Annotated in this window: 13 protein-coding genes; 6 read left to right on the forward strand and 7 right to left on the reverse strand. The window is 71.5% G+C overall.

Translation table 11 applies throughout. From position 1 onward, the window contains the following. Positions 1 to 11 precede the first annotated feature (11 nt). Positions 12 to 584 carry a hypothetical protein gene (locus NOCJ54_RS0102760; RefSeq protein WP_028654246.1) on the forward strand — a complete coding sequence of 191 codons (573 nt, stop codon included), beginning with the start codon at positions 12 to 14 and terminating at the stop codon, positions 582 to 584. A 25-nt stretch (positions 585 to 609) separates the two neighbouring features. Here NOCJ54_RS0102760 and NOCJ54_RS0102765 read toward each other — a convergent pair whose 3' ends face one another. Next, complete coding sequence (locus tag NOCJ54_RS0102765; RefSeq protein WP_028654247.1) at positions 610 to 1,179, reverse strand: O-methyltransferase; 570 nt, start codon at positions 1,177 to 1,179, stop codon at positions 610 to 612. A gap of 451 nt (positions 1,180 to 1,630) precedes the next feature. Here NOCJ54_RS0102765 and NOCJ54_RS29305 point away from each other — a divergent pair, with 451 nt between their 5' ends. The 3 genes from NOCJ54_RS29305 (at position 1,631) to NOCJ54_RS0102780 (ending at position 4,049) form a co-directional block, all read left to right on the forward strand. Then, the gene (locus NOCJ54_RS29305; RefSeq protein WP_157514774.1) at positions 1,631 to 1,795 is read left to right on the forward strand and encodes a hypothetical protein; all 165 of its coding nucleotides are present in this window, start codon (positions 1,631 to 1,633) and stop codon (positions 1,793 to 1,795) included. Between the two features lie 11 nt (positions 1,796 to 1,806). Further along, positions 1,807 to 2,901 (forward strand): 3-isopropylmalate dehydrogenase, encoded by a 1,095-nt coding sequence (locus NOCJ54_RS0102775; RefSeq protein ID WP_051485402.1) that lies wholly within the window; start codon positions 1,807 to 1,809, stop codon positions 2,899 to 2,901. 68 nt (positions 2,902 to 2,969) lie between these two features. Then, positions 2,970 to 4,049, forward strand: coding sequence for a branched-chain amino acid aminotransferase (locus NOCJ54_RS0102780; RefSeq protein ID WP_198020078.1), 1,080 nt, complete (start codon positions 2,970 to 2,972; stop codon positions 4,047 to 4,049). A gap of 2,903 nt (positions 4,050 to 6,952) precedes the next feature. Here the strand turns inward: NOCJ54_RS0102780 and NOCJ54_RS0102790 are convergent. Beyond that, complete coding sequence (locus tag NOCJ54_RS0102790; protein ID WP_028654251.1) at positions 6,953 to 9,004, reverse strand: acyl-CoA dehydrogenase; 2,052 nt, start codon at positions 9,002 to 9,004, stop codon at positions 6,953 to 6,955. Between the two features lie 65 nt (positions 9,005 to 9,069). On the opposite strand from NOCJ54_RS0102790, the gene NOCJ54_RS0102795 reads away from it, so the two are divergent. Further along, positions 9,070 to 9,747: a class I SAM-dependent methyltransferase gene (locus NOCJ54_RS0102795; RefSeq protein ID WP_028654252.1), complete on the forward strand. Its 678-nt coding sequence runs from the start codon at positions 9,070 to 9,072 to the stop codon at positions 9,745 to 9,747. Here NOCJ54_RS0102795 and NOCJ54_RS0102800 read toward each other — a convergent pair. The 3 genes from NOCJ54_RS0102800 to NOCJ54_RS0102810 are packed head-to-tail and all read right to left on the reverse strand — an operon-like array spanning position 9,718 to position 12,947. Next, a complete protein-coding gene (locus tag NOCJ54_RS0102800; protein ID WP_084254880.1) occupies positions 9,718 to 10,878 on the reverse strand; it encodes a prenyltransferase in 1,161 nt (386 codons plus the stop codon). The genes NOCJ54_RS0102795 and NOCJ54_RS0102800 overlap by 30 nt on opposite strands. After that, complete coding sequence (locus NOCJ54_RS0102805) at positions 10,875 to 11,624, reverse strand: class I SAM-dependent methyltransferase (RefSeq protein WP_028654254.1); 750 nt, start codon at positions 11,622 to 11,624, stop codon at positions 10,875 to 10,877. Before NOCJ54_RS0102805 ends, NOCJ54_RS0102800 begins: the two co-directional genes overlap by 4 nt. A 3-nt stretch (positions 11,625 to 11,627) precedes the next feature. Next, a complete protein-coding gene (locus tag NOCJ54_RS0102810; RefSeq protein WP_028654255.1) occupies positions 11,628 to 12,947 on the reverse strand; it encodes a glycosyltransferase family 4 protein in 1,320 nt (439 codons plus the stop codon). 150 nt (positions 12,948 to 13,097) lie between these two features. On the opposite strand from NOCJ54_RS0102810, the gene NOCJ54_RS0102815 reads away from it, so the two are divergent. Next, complete coding sequence (locus NOCJ54_RS0102815) at positions 13,098 to 13,709, forward strand: TetR family transcriptional regulator (RefSeq protein WP_028654256.1); 612 nt, start codon at positions 13,098 to 13,100, stop codon at positions 13,707 to 13,709. 8 nt (positions 13,710 to 13,717) lie between these two features. Here the strand turns inward: NOCJ54_RS0102815 and NOCJ54_RS0102820 are convergent, their stop codons facing one another. Together NOCJ54_RS0102820 and NOCJ54_RS0102825 are read right to left on the reverse strand one after the other, a co-directional pair. Then, entirely contained in the window at positions 13,718 to 14,476 is a 759-nt protein-coding gene (locus NOCJ54_RS0102820; RefSeq protein ID WP_036516621.1) for a glucose 1-dehydrogenase, read from the reverse strand. Continuing rightward, on the reverse strand, positions 14,476 to 15,384 hold the full coding sequence (locus tag NOCJ54_RS0102825) for a 3-oxoacyl-ACP reductase (RefSeq protein WP_036516624.1): 909 nt from the start codon (positions 15,382 to 15,384) through the stop codon (positions 14,476 to 14,478). The genes NOCJ54_RS0102820 and NOCJ54_RS0102825 overlap by 1 nt, the downstream gene beginning before the upstream one ends. Between the last annotated feature and the right edge of the window lies 1 nt (position 15,385).

Genomic DNA, 15,385 nt, shown 5'->3' on the forward strand with positions numbered 1-15,385 from the left:
GGCGCAGCTGCATGAGCGAGCTGCGCCGTGACGACCCCACCCGCCGCCACAACCGCCTCGAGGAGCGCGTCGCGCGGCTCGAGCAGTGGGCGGTGCAGGCCGTCGCCTGGGTGGCCGGCTCGGCGCTGGTGCTCGGTGTGCTGCTGCCGTACCTGCCCGTCAGCGACACCCCGGCCGAGCTCGAGGGCGAGGAGACGGGCGACCACCTCGACTCGCTGCTGACCGCCGGCTTCCAGCTCGTCGGCTGGCGCAACCGGGAGGGGGACGGTGACGGGTTCGCCGTCGCGGTCGGGATCGGCTTCCTCGGGCTGATGGTGGTCACTGCCGTTGCGCTCGTGCTGCTCTACGTGATCGGCAGCCACCCGGGCGGGCGCACCCTGCTGGTCGCGAAGACCTGCGGCGTGATGATGCTGGTCGGCGTGGTCGTCGCGGGCGTCCTCGTGCTGATGTTCAACGGCAGCGACGAGCGTGACGGCCTCGACCCCGGCTGGGGTCCTGCGGTCTACCTGCTCGGTGTGGCGAGCTACTGGGTCCTGCTCTCCTCGCGGATGCGCGAGTGGTGGGAGCCGGACGTGCGGCCGTAGGTGACGCCGCGGTCGAGGTAGCCGATCAGCGGCGGGTGGCGATGAGGGCGGAGGCGTCCGGCGCCACCATCACCTCGACGGCGGTGAACCGCTCGTCGGTGAGCCACTCCTCGCGCAGCGTGTCGACCCGGCCACCGGTGATCGGCGGCCACATCTCGCACGGCACGAAGTCGTCGAGCACGACGATCCCGCCCGGCTCGACGAGGTCGGCCAGCTTGTCCACCCGCACCGCCGCTGGGTCGCCGGAGTCGAGGAAGAGCAGCGAGAACGGCCCCTTGTCCATCAGCGTGGACCAGTCCGCCTCGAGCACGTCGACCAGCGGGTCGTCCTCGAAGATCTCGCTCGCCGCCGCGGCCAGGCGCGGCTCGAGCTCGGCGGTGAGGATGCGCGCCTTGTCGTTGCGTACCCCGGAGCGCAGCCACGCCGTGCCGACGCCGCAGCCGGTGCCGAACTCCGCCATCGTCCCCTCGCGGGTCGCGGCGAGTGCCGCGAGCAGCCGGCCGGTCTCGTTGCGGCAGAACGACACGTAGCCCGCGCGGCGGGAGACGTCGAAAGCGCGGTTGACCACGTCGGGCAAGTCGGGAGGCGCGCTCATGCATCGAGTCTCGCTGCCCGATCAAGGGGTGGGACGGCAATCTCGGATCGTGGGCGTGGCGGGCGCTGTCCGCATCGTGAACACTCCGGCGAGTTCCTGCGACAGCGGGTTCGCGGGTCCGCTAGAGTGCACCCATCATGCGGACCGCCCTTCTCGTAATTCGGCGCCGCGGCGAGGCCTGAGAGAGGCCACCTCGCCGCGGTGACTGCGGCGTTCCCGTCCACCGGACACATCCCCGCACGGGGCTTCTCATCCAACTGAAGTCCTGTGCATCTCCTCGACGCACCGCGGCGGGCCCACCGGCCGGCAATCGCGCGATCCGTTCCCCCGTCGCAGTCGAGCTCACGTGAGACCCACGAGCTGACGCCCACCCGCCGCGGTGGGAGAGGCCAGGACCGACCAGCCAGCACGTCAGCCAGCACGTCAGCCAGCACAGCTCACGGAGACCACGATGTTCACCACCGCCACCGCCCGTCCCGCCCGCTACCTGGACTCCCAGGAGTGGGGCCCCGCCAAGCACGACCCCGAGCACCCCTTCCACGTCGAGCGGCTCGAGACGCCGGCGTACGGGACTGCCCTGCGAGACGGTGACGACGCGTACCCCGAGGACAACTAGGTTTTCCCGACATGACCGACAGCACCCCCGCCACGCCCGCGACCGGACAGGTCGACCTCGCCGTCATCCCCGGTGACGGCATCGGTCCGGAGGTCACCGCCGAGGCCCTCAAGGTCCTCGAGGTCGCCGCCCCCGCGGAGCTGAAGTTCTCCCGGACGCAGTACGACCTGGGTGCCGAGCGCTACCTCGCCACCGGTGAGGTGCTCCCGGACAGCGTGCTGGAGGAGATCCGCGGCCAGGACGCGATCCTGCTCGGCGCCGTCGGCGGCAAGCCGAACGACCCGAACCTGCCGCCGGGCATCCTCGAGCGGGGCCTGCTGCTCAAGCTGCGCTTCGAGCTCGACCACTACGTCAACCTCCGCCCCTCGCGCCTCTACCCGGGCTCGACCTCGCCGCTCTCCGACGCGGTGCTGGGCAAGGGTGACGTCGACTTCGTGGTCGTCCGCGAGGGCACCGAGGGCCCGTACACCGGCAACGGCGGCGCGCTGCGCGTCGGCACCCCGGCCGAGGTCGCCACCGAGGTGTCGGTCAACACCGCCTTCGGCGTCGAGCGGGTCGTCCGCGACGCCTTCGCCCGCGCGCAGAAGCGCCCGCGCAAGAAGCTCACCCTCGTCCACAAGACCAACGTGCTGGTCAACGCCGGCTCCGTGTGGTGGCGGCTCTTCGAGGAGGTGGCGAAGGAGTACCCCGACGTCACCACCGACTACTGCCACATCGACGCGGTCATGATCTACCTGACCACCGACCCGCAGCGCTTCGACGTGATCGTCACCGACAACCTGTTCGGCGACATCATCACCGACCTCGCCGCCGCGATCACCGGTGGCATCGGCCTGGCGGCCTCGGGCAACGTGAACCCCGACCGCACCGCCCCGTCGATGTTCGAGCCCGTCCACGGTTCGGCCCCCGACATCGCGGGCCAGCAGGTCGCCGACCCCACCGCCGCGATCCTCTCCGGCGCCCTCCTGCTCGACCACCTCGGCCACCCCGACGCGGCCGCCACGATCGAGGCTGCCGTGCTGGCCGACCTCGAGGCGCGCGACCCGTCGACACAGCGTCGTACCCCCGAGGTCGGCGACGCGATCGCTGCGCGAGTAGCCGGCTGAGCACGTCCTCCGGGGCGTGCTCGACGGCCACTCACACCAGCGACCCCGAGAGGACTAGATTGATGAACATGCAGATCACCACCACGCTCTCTGCGAACCCCACCGACGACGCCCGGCTGGCAGAGATCCTGGCCAACCCGGGCTTCGGCACGCATTTCTCCGACCACATGCTCACGATCGAGTGGACGCCGGAGAAGGGCTGGCACGACGCCCGCATCACGCCGTACGGCCCGATCACCCTCGACCCCGCCGCGGCGGTCCTGCACTACGCGCAGGAGATCTTCGAGGGGATGAAGGCCTACCGCCACGACGACGACTCGATCTGGCTGTTCCGGCCCGAGGCCAACGCCGAGCGGATGAAGCGCTCCAGCGAGCGCCTCGCCCTCCCCGTGCTCGACGTGCCCGAGTTCCTCGAGGCCGTCGAGGAGCTTGTCAAGGTCGACGCCCGCTGGGTGCCCGGCAACGCCGACGGTGGCGAGAAGAGCCTCTACATCCGGCCCTTCATGTTCGCGTCGGAGAAGTTCCTCGGCGTCCGCCCGGCCCAGCACGTCACCTTCATGGTGATCACCAGCCCCGCCGGCGCCTACTTCAAGGGCGGCATCAAGCCGGTCAGCCTCTGGCTCACCGAGGAGTACACCCGCGCCGGCCGAGGCGGCATGGGCGCGGCCAAGACCGGCGGCAACTATGCCAGCTCCCTGGTCGCCCAGCAGGAGGCCTCCGGCCACGGCTGCGACCAGGTCGTCTTCCTCGACGCCCAGGAGGGCAAGTACGTCGAGGAGCTCGGCGGGATGAACATGTACTTCGTCTACGACGACGGCTCCATCGTCACCCCCGCGACCGGCACCATCCTCGAGGGCATCACCCGCTCCTCGATCATCGAGCTCGCCGGCAAGATGGGCCACCAGGTCACGGAGCGGAAGTTCGCCATCGAGGAGTGGAAGGAAGGCGTCGCCAGCGGCAAGATCACCGAGATCTTCGCCTGCGGCACCGCCGCCGTCGTCACCCCCGTCGGCTCGCTGAAGTACGCCGGCGGCGAGACCTCCGCCCCCGCCAGCCAGGACCTCACCATGCGCATCCGCGACGCCCTCGTCAGCGTCCAGCTGGGCAAGGCCGAGGACACCTTCGGCTGGATGCGCCGCGTGGTCTGAGCCGGCGCAGCGCCGCGCTGCCGCGCACGCGGTTGCCTCCGCTGGATGGCTGAGTCCGGCTGGCGGCAAGCCGTCTCCCGGTGGTTGAGGTGCGACGAGCGCCAGCGAGGAGCCTCGAAACCTCCGGGCCTTGATGGCGGGCTGTGGTGGGCACAGTCCGGTGTGCCGGGGCCACTGGTTTCGAGGCTCGGCCGTGGGCGGCCTCGCACCTCAACNCCTCCGGGCCTTGATGGCGGGCTGTGGTGGGCACAGTCCGGTGTGCCGGGGCCACTGGTTTCGAGGCTCGGCCGTGGGCGGCCTCGCACCTCAACCAGCGGCGGTCTGGCGGTAGGCCTCGGGGTTTGCTTCGTCGTACTCCCGGTGGTTGAGGTGTGACGAGCGGCNGGCCTCGCACCTCAACCAGCGGCGGTCTGGCGGTAGGCCTCGGGGTTTGCTTCGTCGTACTCCCGGTGGTTGAGGTGTGACGAGCGGCGGCGAAGAGCCTCGAAGCCTCCGGGCCTGCGTGGCGGGCTGTGACGCGCACAGTCCGGCGCACCGGGGCCACTGGTTTCGAGGTTCGGCGCTGGGGCGCCTCGCACCTCAACCAGCGGCAGTCTGGCGGCGAGTCTCGGGGTTCGCTTCCTCGTACCCCCGGTGGTTGAGGTGCGACGAGTGCCAGCGAGGAGCCTCGAAACCTCCGGGCCTTCCTGGCGGGCTGTGCCCGGCACAGGCCGTCGGAGGGGTGCCGCTGGTTTCGAGGCTCGGCCGCGGGCGGCCTCGCACCTCAACCAGCGGCGTACGGCTGAGGCTGGGGAGTCGCGCACCTCAACCAGCGGCGGTCGGTCGGCGCTGGGGCGCCTCGCGCCTCAGCCAGCGGCAGCCTGGGTGGTCGGACATGCCTGTGACCCCACCGTCAGGCGGGGTGTGGGGCGTGGTGGCTAGTAGTCGTCGGGGTCGAGGCGGTGCGGGGTGTCGAGCACCCGTGTGCCGTTGGGGCCGACGAGGAAGTGCCTTCCGTTGGGGGAGAGCCAGAGGTAGTGGCCGGGCTGGATGGTGACGTAACGCCACAGGCTGAAGGTCTTGGCGCGGTGGTGACGCCGGCAGAGGGGGACGAGGTTGCAGGGGCAGGTTGGTCCGCCCTTGTTGTGCTCGACCGAATGGTCGAGGTCGCAACGACCCGCTTTGACGCCGCAGCCGGGGAACCTGCAGGTGTGGTCGCGGAGCTGGACGCGTTGGCGGTGGCGGTCGGGGATCTCGTAGGAGTCGACGGGGATGCAGTCGGCCAGGTCGATGACCGGGCGGACGACGACGGTGGTGCGCGGTGCCTGGAGCCACTCCTTCACCTGGCTGGCGAGGACCGGGGTGCCGGTCTCCTCGTAGCGGGCGACGGGGTTGTTGCAAGTCAGCGTTGTGTCGGTGACGTGGATGTTGAGGGTCACCCGCCGGCCGGGGGACTGGGCGACGATCTCGCCGGTGTCGGGGTCGGCGAAGAGGAGGTCGAGGGACAGGTCCTGCCGNGCNAGCTCNGCNGCGGCCTTGGANCGGCGGACGTCGAGNGANGACTCGTCNCCGCACTTGCCGAGNAGGANCGCGCGGCGGGTGANGGCNTGGTCGAGGTCGTGGCCGTCGGCGGCGTCCATGAGGCCGTGGACGATGACGTGGCCGGTGTCGCTGGGCTCGTCGANGTCGAAGTGGCGGTGGTCGCTGNNCCGNTNNCGCTCGGCCTCCGCGTGGTCCGGGTCGAACCGAACGACGGCTTCGGCCACCAACCTCTCGAGCTGNTTCCAGCCGACGTCGTCGACGGCNGCGTCGAGCTGNCGGTCNACGAACTCGGCCGCCTCAGGACTGAGCGGGTGGGTGAGGTCGGAGATCCGCTGCGCCTTCCACGTGTCCGCCCGCCCCGCGACGACCGCGCGGTAGAGGCGGGGGAGGCGCCAGGCGCACTCGATGACCTGGCCGACGTAGGCCCGGCCGCCGATCGGGGAGCGGCCGAGGACGGCGATGAGCTCCATCAACGCGAACTCAGACACCAGCGGTGCTCCGGGGCCGGCGATGGGGACGCCGGTGTCGACAACACCGTCCAGCAACGTCGCCGCGCCTTCCTCGGTCTCGACGACGTTCTGGTCGGCCCACGCGACGATGGCGATCCACTCATCGACCCAGAGGCTCTTGCGGGCGTCGACGCGAGACTTGATCTCGCCAAGGAGCTCGGGCACGGACCGGCCGTCGTACTGGCCGATCGATGCGTTGGTTCCGAGATCCATGACTGGATTCTTCCAGAGACCACCGACACTTTGATTCGCCGGAAACCCGCCTGTGGACTGGCGATTCTCCCGATTCTGTATCCACAATCCGGCTTCAAGGCCCGGTGGTTTCGAGGCTCCTCGCTAGCGCTCGTCGCACCTCAACCACCGGGAGCTGGCGTCGCCTACGGGACCGCAAGCCGACTGTCGAACCCAGCCACCCGCGGTACTCCCTCGTCGCTGCCTCTCGGAGCTGTGCCGGTCACGCAACCGCAACCCGCGCAGATCCGGCACCTACGCAACCGCAACCCGACCGGCGGACCCGACCACCTGCGCAGCCTCCTCGTCGCTGCCTTTCGGAGCTGTACCGGCTACGCAACGGAAGCGCGCGGGCAGTCCGGCGCCCGGTGCCAGCTGCCGGTGGTTGAGGTGCGAGGCCGCCCGCGGCCGAGCCTCGAAACCTCCGGCACCGGCGCACCGGACTGTGCTGGTCACAGTCCGTCTTGCAGGCCGGCGCTCCCTACGCAACCGCAAGCCGACCGCCGGACCCGACCACCTACCCAGCATCCTCGTCGCTGCCTTTCGGAGCTGTGCCGGCTACGCAACGGAAGCCCGCGCGGAGCCCGGCACCGGTGCACCGGACTTGTGCAGGTCACAATCCGCCTGACCGGCCCGGTCTGCTCAGCGCGGCAGGCCCAGGATCCGCTCCCCCGCGACATTGCGCAGGATCTGTGTGGTGCCGCCGGCGATGGAGAGGCAGCGGGTGTTGAGCTGCTCCCACAGGTCGGCGGCGAGGGGGTCGTCGGCGTCGCGGGTGATGGTGCCGAGCAGGGCGAGGGCGTCGCCCTGGAGGCGCACCACGAGCTCGGAAGAGTCCTGGCGGCTGCGGACGCCGAGGAGCTTGGCGACGCTGGACTCGGCGCCGGGGCCGTGGCCGCCGAGGGCGCGCAGCGTGGTGCGCACGCCGAGGAGGGCGCAGACGGTGGCCAGGGCGACCTGGCGGCCGACCTGGACCCGCTCGACCGGACCGAGGTCGCGCGTCGCCGCGATCTCGACGGCCCGCTCGACGCTCTTGGTGAGGCGCGCGCTGGCCATGGCGACCCGCTCGTTGGCGAGCGTGGTGCGGGCCAGGCGCCACCCGTCGCCGGGCTCGGCGACGACGCAGTCGTCGGGGACGAAGACGTCGTCGAGGAAGACCTCGTTGAACAGCGCCTCGCCGGTGATCTCGCGCAGCGGGCGGACCTCGATGCCGGGCGAGCGCATGTCGACGAGGAAGTAGGTGATGCCCTTGTGCTGCGGGGCGTCGGGGTCGGTGCGGGCCAGGCAGATCGCCCAGTCGGCGCGCTCGGCGACCGACGTCCACACCTTCTGCCCGGTCAGCCTCCACCCGCCGTCGACCCGGACCGCGCGGGTGCGCAGCGAGGCGAGGTCGGAGCCGGAGCCCGGCTCGGAGAACAGCTGGCACCACACGAGCTCGCCGAGCAGCGACGGCAGCACGAAGCGCTCGCGCTGGGCGTCGGTCCCGTGGGACAGGATCGTGGGGACGGCCCAGCCGGCGATCACCAGGTCGGGCCGTACGACGCCGGCCCGGTCGAGCTCCTGGTCGATGACGATCTGCAGGGTGGGGTCGGCGCCGAGGCCGTAGGGCGCGGGCCAGTGCGGCGTCAGGTAGCCCTCGTCCACCAGTGCGGCGCGGCGGGCGTCGGGCTCGAGCGCAGCGATCCGCTCCACCGTCTCCCGCACCTCGGGGCGGACGGCCTCGTCGCGGCCCCCGAGGTCGACGGCGACGCGACGGCGGACCCCGGCGACCGCGGCGGCGGTGAGCCGCTCGGCGGCGGCGTCGGCGGACCCGACGAGCGCGCGGAGGCTGATCGCTCGGCGCAGGTAGAGGTGCGCGTCGTGCTCCCAGGTGAAGCCGATGCCGCCGAGGACCTGGATGCAGCCCTTGGCGACCTCGACGGCGCCGTCGAAGCAGGTGGCCTGCGCGACGTCGACGGCGAAGGCCCACTGCTCCAGCGAGCCAGCGCCCTCGACAGTGGCGTCGACGGGCACCGCAGCGGCGGCTGCGTCCCACGCGGCAGCGGTGACGGACTCGGCGGTCTCCAGCATCTCGGCACACAGGTGCTTGATCGCCTGGAAGGCGCCGATCTTCTGCCCGAACTGCTCGCGCACCTTCGCGTAGTCGACGGCGGTCTCGAGGCACCAGCGGGCCACGCCGGCGGCCTCGGCGGCGGCCAGGGTGACCGCGACCAGGCGGCGCCGCTCATCGGCCTCCCCCGCCTCGCCGCCGGGGAGACGGGCGTGACGGGTGCTCAGGTCGGCACCGGGCTCGGCGACCGGGTCGCCCGCGCCGGTGTCGAGGAGCAGCTGCTCGTCGGCGGTGCCGCCGTCCCAGACCGCGCCGCCGGGGTGCACCTGCACGCCGTACCGGCCGGGGCGCCCGGTCAGCAGGCTGCCGACCGCGGCGCCGAGCAGGCCGCCGGGCACCAGCTCGTGCGCGCACGCCTCGAGCGCGACGGCCTGGTCGAGCACGGTGCCGCCACCGCCGCCGGCCGACTCGGGCACCGCGATGGAGGCGACGCCCATCTCCTCGACGGCGGCCCAGACCTCCGCGAAGCGGGCCGCGGTGTCGCCCTCGGCGGCGCGGACGGCCTCCACCGGGCCGAGGCTGGCCGCCCACTTGCGCAGGCTGTCGGCGAGCTCGACCTGGTCGTCGCTGATACCGAGGGACATGGCACTCCTGGAGTCACGGAGGAACACGAAACTAGAACGCGTTCTAACTCTACTAGAGTGAGCGGGTGACCGACACCATGCCGTCCGACCTGCTGGAGCACGCGCGCAACGCCAAGGGCTTCATGCCCGAGGACGAGGGTGCGCTCCTGCACCGCATCGCCCTCGAGCGACTGCCCCACGGCCCCGGGCTCGAGGTCGGCACCTACTGCGGGAAGTCGGCGATCTACGTCGGCGCCGCCGCGCAGCAGGTCAGCGCGGAGACCGGGCGCACGGCGGTCGTGTTCACCGTCGACCACCACCGCGGCTCGGAGGAGAACCAGGCCGGCTGGGAGCACCACGACCCCACGGTCGTGGACCCCGAGATCGGCCTCATGGACACGCTGGGCCAGTTCCGCAAGAACATCGCCCGCGCCGGCCTCGAGGACCACGTGGTCGCCGTCGTCGGCCAGTCCACGACCGTGTCGGCGCACTGGCGCACGCCGCTGTCGCTGCTCTTCATCGACGGCGGGCACGGCGAGCAGCCGGCGCGCGACGACTTCAACGGCTGGGCTCACTGGGTGGAGGCGGGCGGCTACCTCGCCATCCACGACGTCTTCCCGGACCCCGCGGACGGCGGCCGCCCGCCGTACGAGCTGATCTACCTGCCCGCGCTGGAGAGCGGCGCCTTCACCGAGGTGGAGGCAGCCGGCTCCCTGCGCGTGCTGCAGCGCACCTCAGGCGCGGCCGGCGACCCGCTCGTCTGAGGTCTCGCGGCAGCCGCACTCGAGCGCGATCTCGTCGAAGTGCGGGGCCAGCGAGGTGCCGCGCATGATGCCCGAGCCCGGAGTGGCGTGCCCGTAGGTCTCCCCCAGCGCGTCGACGGCCAGCACCACAGCCGCCGCCGTGTACGTCGTGTGCTCGTGCGGCCAGTGCACGTTGCGCGGCTCGTCGGCCGGCCCGGGGCGACGCGGGTCGTCGTAGACCCACCCGGTCCAGTAGCGGCCGTCGTCCTCGCGCAGGTGCTGCACGTCGCGCAGGAGGGCCAGCGCCTTGCGCGAGGACTCCAGGTCGCCGACGGCGTCGAGCGCCATCGCCAGCTCACAGGTCTCCGCACCGGTCACCCAGGGGTTGGTGTCGACGCAGTGGATGCCGAGGCCGGGGACCACGAAGTCGTCCCAGCGCTTCGCGAGCAGCTCGCGCGCGGCCTCGCCGCGCACCGGTCCGCCGAGGACCGGGTAGTACCAGTCCATGGAGTACGACGACTTGTCCGCGAACTCGTGCGCGTGCGAGCGCACGGCGTGGCCGAGCCGGCCGCCGGCGAGCTCCCACTCGGGCTGCGGATCGTCCATGAGGTCGGCGAGGGCCACCCCCGCACGCAGCGAGTGGTAGATGCTGGAGTTGCCGGTCAGCAGGCAGAAGTCGTCGACGGGCGTCCACCGGATGCCGCCGAACGGCTCCTGCAGCGAGACCACGAAGTCGAGCCCGGCGCGCACCGAGGGCCAGTACTTCTCGACGAAGCGGATGTCGCGGCGCACCAGCCAGTGGTGCCACAGGCCGACGGCGAAGTACGCCGACATGTTGACCTCGCCGCGCTCGTCCTCGGGCTCGCCGCCGACGATCTTCATCGGCCACGAGCCGTCGGCACGCTGCATCGTCGGGATCCACGCGTAGGCGCGCTCGGCGGCCTCGACCTGGCCACCGACGAGCATCGCCATCGCGGCCTCGACGTGGTTCCAGATGTCGACGTGCTCACCGGTCGTCCACGGCACGGCGCCCCACGGCTCCTGCATCGCGGCGATCGCGGCCGCGGTGTCGGCGACGTCCTGCGCCGACAGCACGCCGTCGACGTAGGGCAGGCGGCTCAGCGGGACCTCGGGCACGGTTCCCTTCGTCACGAGGCCTCCGGCTTGCGGAAGTAGAGGACCATGCTCTTGCCGACCAGGGGATCGAGCACCTTGCCGGCGAGGCGGAGCGCCCGGGGCTGCTTCATGATCTCCCACACCAGCAGCTGGTGGTAGGCCTTCGCGAGCGGGTGGCCGTCGTTCTCGACGCCGACGGCGCACTTGATCCACCAGTACGGCGTGTGCAGGCCGTGCGTGTAGGACTTGCCCTCGAACACCATGGCGTCACCGGGGGTGCCGTCGTTGGGGCGGCCGCCCTTGGTGATCTTGTCGATGAGCTCGAGGTCGGTGTAGATGCGGATGTGGCCGCCCTCGGCGTTGTGGTAGTCCGCCGACAGGCGCCAGTTGACGACCTCCGGCAGCCAGCGGGGCACGGTCACGGCCAGGGTGCCGCCGGGCCGGAGGACGCGGATCAGCTCGCGGATCGCGGAGACGTCGTCGTGGATGTGCTCGAGGACCTCCGAGCACACGATGCGGTCGAACTCCTCGTCGGCGAACGGCAGCGCCAGGGCGTCGCCCTGCTTGATGTCGGCCTCGGCACCCTCGGGCACCTCGCCGGCCTCCTTCATGGCGACGAACAGGTCGCGGACCTTCTCGAGCTCGTCGGCGTCGAGGTCGAAGGCGATGACGTCCGCGCCGCGGCGATACATCTCGAAGCTGTGGCGACCCGCACCGGCACCCATGTCCAGGACGCGCTCACCCGGCCGGAGGCCGAGGCGGTCGAAGTCAACGGTCAGCATGTGTCAGTTCTCCTCGGTGGTCGGTGCGGCGGCGGCGTTGCGGCCCCGCTCGGCGTCGTACTCGGCGATCACGTCCTCCAGCACCTGGGCGGTGCTGGCCGCGACGGCGCTCCAGCTGAACAGCTCCTTGACCCGGCGGCGGCCGGCGGCCCCCATCTCGGCGCGGCGCTCGGGGTCGTCGAGCAGCGCGGCGAGGGCGGCGGTCAGCTCACCCACGTCGCCGGGCTCCACCACGTCGGCGCACAGCCCGTCGGGACCGACGACCTCGGGGATGGCACCGGCGCGGGACACCACGAGCGGGGTCTCGCAGGCCATCAGCTCCGCGGTCGGGAGCGAGAAGCCCTCGTAGAGGGAGGGCACGCAGGCGAGCTCGGCGGAGCCCATCAGCGCGACCAGCTCGTCGTCGGTGAGGCCGTTGGCGAAGGACACCCGGTCCTCGATGCCCAGCTTGGCGATGAGCTTCTCGGTGACCCCGCCCTCCTTGGGCTTGGTGACCAGGACCAGCTCGAGCTCGCGCTCGGTGACGAGCTTGGCGAAGGCCTCGAGCAGCACGGAGATGCCCTTGAGCGGGGCGTCGGCGCTGGCCATCGCCAGGATCCGGCCCGGGACGCGCGGCTCGGTCGGCGGCACGAAGCGGTCGTCGACGCCGAGCAGGATCGTCTCGATCCGCGCCGGGTCCACGCCGAACTCGCGCACGACGTCGCGCTTGGACGACTCCGACGGGACGATCACCCGGCGCAGCTGCGGGGCGGTGCGCTTCTGCTGGTTGAGGAAGGAGTACCAGCGCCACACACCGAGCTTCGGCAGCTCGACGCGGATCCTGGAGCCCTGCTTGCGCCTGAGCCACGGCGCCGCGGACAGCTCGATGCGGCGGTCCATCGTGATCGGGTGGTGGATCGTGGTCGCCAGCGGCAGGCCGACAGCCGAGGGGTCCTCGATGCCCAGCAGCGGCGTCGCCAGCGTCTGGTTGTCGAAGACGATGTCGAAGTCGTCGCGGCGCTCCGCGAGGAGCTTGACCACGCGCTTGCTGAAGGTGACCGGCTCGGGGAAGGCCCCGCTGCGCATGGTCAGCCACTCCTCGACGTCGACGAGGTCGCGGAACTCGCTGGGGCGCGGGTTCCGGAACTCGTCACCGGGCCGGTAGAGGTCCAGGCTCGGCACCTTGGTGAGGGTGACGCCCTCGTCCAGCTCCGGGTAGGGCTGGCCGGAGAACACCTCGACGGTGTGGCCGAGCGCCACGAGCTCACGGGTGAGCCGGCGGATGTAGATCCCCTGTCCCCCGACGTGTGGCTTGCTGCGGTAGGACAGCATTGCGATCCGCATTCAGTTACCTCTCCCCTTCACTAGCTCCCGGGGAGCAGGGCCGAAACAAAAACGTAGTGGAACGTGTTCCAAATTATGCGCTACCTGCCGGTAGCCTATCGACTGGGTCCGAACAACCCGCCTCGTCACACCACTCCAGGGGGTCAGTCCGTGAGCATCGCCAACCCGTCCACCTCCGACGACCTCGGGTCGGCAGCACAACGGGAGCGCCGCAAGCGGATCCTCGACGCGACCTACGAGCTCGCCAAGTCCGGCGGCTTCGACGCCGTCCAGATGCGCGCCGTCGCCGAGCAGGCCGACGTGGCGCTGGGCACGCTCTACCGGTACTTCCCCTCCAAGATCCACCTCCTGGTGAGCGCCCTGGGCCGGCAGTTCGACGAGGCCGCCGTCCGCCTGCGCGAGCGGGAGATCCCGGGCGACACCCAGGCCGACCGTGTGCTCTACGTGCTCAAGCGGATGGCCCGCGGCATGCAGGGCGACCCCAAGCTCACCGAGGCCCTCACCCGCGCCTTCATGTTCGCCGACAGCAGCGTCGCCAACGAGATCCACGTCGTCGGCATGGCGATGACCTCGATCGTGACCCACGCCATGCACGGCGGCGTGCCGGGCGAGGAGGCGGTCGACGACGAGGACGTCGCCATCGCCCGCGTCATCGGTGACGTGTGGCTCTCCGCGCTGGTCTCCTGGGTGACCGGCCGCTCCTCCGCGGCGGAGACCGCCGCCCACATGGAGACCGCGATCCGGCTGATCCTGCGCGACTGAGCGCACGATCAGGCGCCGAAGGCGTGGGTCGAGGTGACCCCGCCGTCGACGGCGATCTCGGCGCCGTTGACGTACGACGACTCGTCGCTGGCCAGGAAGACGTAGACCGGGGCGATGTCGCCCGGCTGGCCGACCCGGCGCAGCGGCACCTTGCTGGCGCCGAACTCCATCGCTGCGTCACCGCCGTGCACCCGCGTCATCGGGGTGTCGATCATGCCGGGGTGCACCGAGTTGACCCGGATCCCCTTCGGGCCGAGCTCCATCGCGGCGCACTTGGTCATGCCCCGGATCGCCCACTTGGTCGCGGCGTAGGCGGTGCACGACGGCATGCCGGCCAGTCCCTCGACGGACGAGGCGTTGATGATCGAGCCGCCGCCGTTCTTGCGCATGGTGCGGCTGACGGCCTGCATGCCGAGGAACACGCCGAGCTGGTTGACCCGCCAGACGAGCTCGACCTCCTCGGGCGACTGCCGCTCGATGTCACCGAAGCGCAGGATGCCGGCGTTGTTGGCGAGCACGTCCACGGGGCCGAAGCGGGCGTTGGTGTCCTCGACCAGCGCGGTCCACGAGGCCGCGTCGCTGACGTCGTGGTGGACGAAGTGCGCGGCGTCGCCGAGCCCGTCGGCGAGGGCCTGGCCCTCGTCCTTGGCGACGTCGGCGATGACGACCTTCGCGCCCTCCTCGACGTAGGCGCGCGCGATCGCCGCGCCCTGGCCCTGCGCGCCGCCGGTGACGATCGCGACCTTGCCCTCCAGCCGTCCGGCCATCACACGCTCAGCTTCATGATCGAGTCGGCCGCGAAGCCGACGTTCGGGTCCCGGTCGGCGAAGAAGCCGCCGAGCTGCTTGTCGAGGTCCTCGCCGGTCCACAGCTCGCCGGAGGCGTCGAAGCGCTGCTCCACGACCGGGGCCGCGACAAGGGCCACCATGCCGCCGTACACGACGAAGACCTGGCCGGTGATCCGCTCGGCGGCCGGCGAGGCCAGGTAGGCGACCAGCGGCGCGACGTGGTCGGGCGAGTACGGGTCGACCTCGCGGCCGGACTGGTCCTCGCCGAAGACGGCCGCGGTCATGGCGGTGCGGGCGCGGGGGCAGATCGCGTTGGCGCGCACGCCGATCTTCGACAGGCCGCGGGCGCTGGACAGGGTCAGCGCCGCGATGCCGGCCTTGGCGGCGGCGTAGTTGGGCTGGCCCGGCGAGCCACCGAGGAAGGCCTCGGAGGCGGTGTTGACGATGCTGCCGTAGACCGTGCCGGTCTCGCTCTCCTTGGCCTTGCCGCGCCAGTACGACGCCGCGTTGCGCGAGAGCAGGAAGTGTCCGCGCAGGTGGACCGCGATGACGGCGTCCCACTCCTCGTCGGACATGTTGAAGAGCATCCGGTCGCGGGTCATGCCCGCGTTGTTGACCACGATGTCGAGCCCGCCGAGCTGGTCGACCGCGGCCGCGACCATCGCGTCGGCCGTGGCCCGCTCGCTCACGTCGCCCGGTACGACGACCGCCTCTCCCCCGAGGCTGCGGATCTCCTCGACCGCGTCGTCACCGGCGCCGGGCAGGTCGTTGACGACGACCCGTGCCCCGGCGCGGGCCAGCGCGACCGCCTCCGCGCGGCCGAGGCCGGCGCCTGCGCCGGTCACGATCGCGACCTTGCCCTCCAGCGACGTCGTCGCGTCCGTCATG

The organism is Nocardioides sp. J54, assembly GCF_000519005.1.
Lineage (GTDB): Bacteria > Actinomycetota > Actinomycetes > Propionibacteriales > Nocardioidaceae > Nocardioides.

What these genes read in the sequence shown, in the direction of transcription:
- NOCJ54_RS0102825 (WP_036516624.1), bottom strand. Translation starts at nt 15,384, where the DNA reads ATGACGGACGCGACGACGTCGCTGGAGGGCAAGGTCGCGATCGTGACC.
- NOCJ54_RS0102780 (WP_198020078.1), top strand. Translation starts at nt 2,970, where the DNA reads ATGCAGATCACCACCACGCTCTCTGCGAACCCCACCGACGACGCCCGG.
- NOCJ54_RS0102810 (WP_028654255.1), bottom strand. Translation starts at nt 12,947, where the DNA reads ATGCGGATCGCAATGCTGTCCTACCGCAGCAAGCCACACGTCGGGGGA.
- NOCJ54_RS29305 (WP_157514774.1), top strand. Translation starts at nt 1,631, where the DNA reads ATGTTCACCACCGCCACCGCCCGTCCCGCCCGCTACCTGGACTCCCAG.
- NOCJ54_RS0102765 (WP_028654247.1), bottom strand. Translation starts at nt 1,179, where the DNA reads ATGAGCGCGCCTCCCGACTTGCCCGACGTGGTCAACCGCGCTTTCGAC.
- NOCJ54_RS0102805 (WP_028654254.1), bottom strand. Translation starts at nt 11,624, where the DNA reads ATGCTGACCGTTGACTTCGACCGCCTCGGCCTCCGGCCGGGTGAGCGC.
- NOCJ54_RS0102790 (WP_028654251.1), bottom strand. Translation starts at nt 9,004, where the DNA reads ATGTCCCTCGGTATCAGCGACGACCAGGTCGAGCTCGCCGACAGCCTG.
- NOCJ54_RS0102760 (WP_028654246.1), top strand. Translation starts at nt 12, where the DNA reads ATGAGCGAGCTGCGCCGTGACGACCCCACCCGCCGCCACAACCGCCTC.
- NOCJ54_RS0102820 (WP_036516621.1), bottom strand. Translation starts at nt 14,476, where the DNA reads ATGGCCGGACGGCTGGAGGGCAAGGTCGCGATCGTCACCGGCGGCGCG.
- NOCJ54_RS0102775 (WP_051485402.1), top strand. Translation starts at nt 1,807, where the DNA reads ATGACCGACAGCACCCCCGCCACGCCCGCGACCGGACAGGTCGACCTC.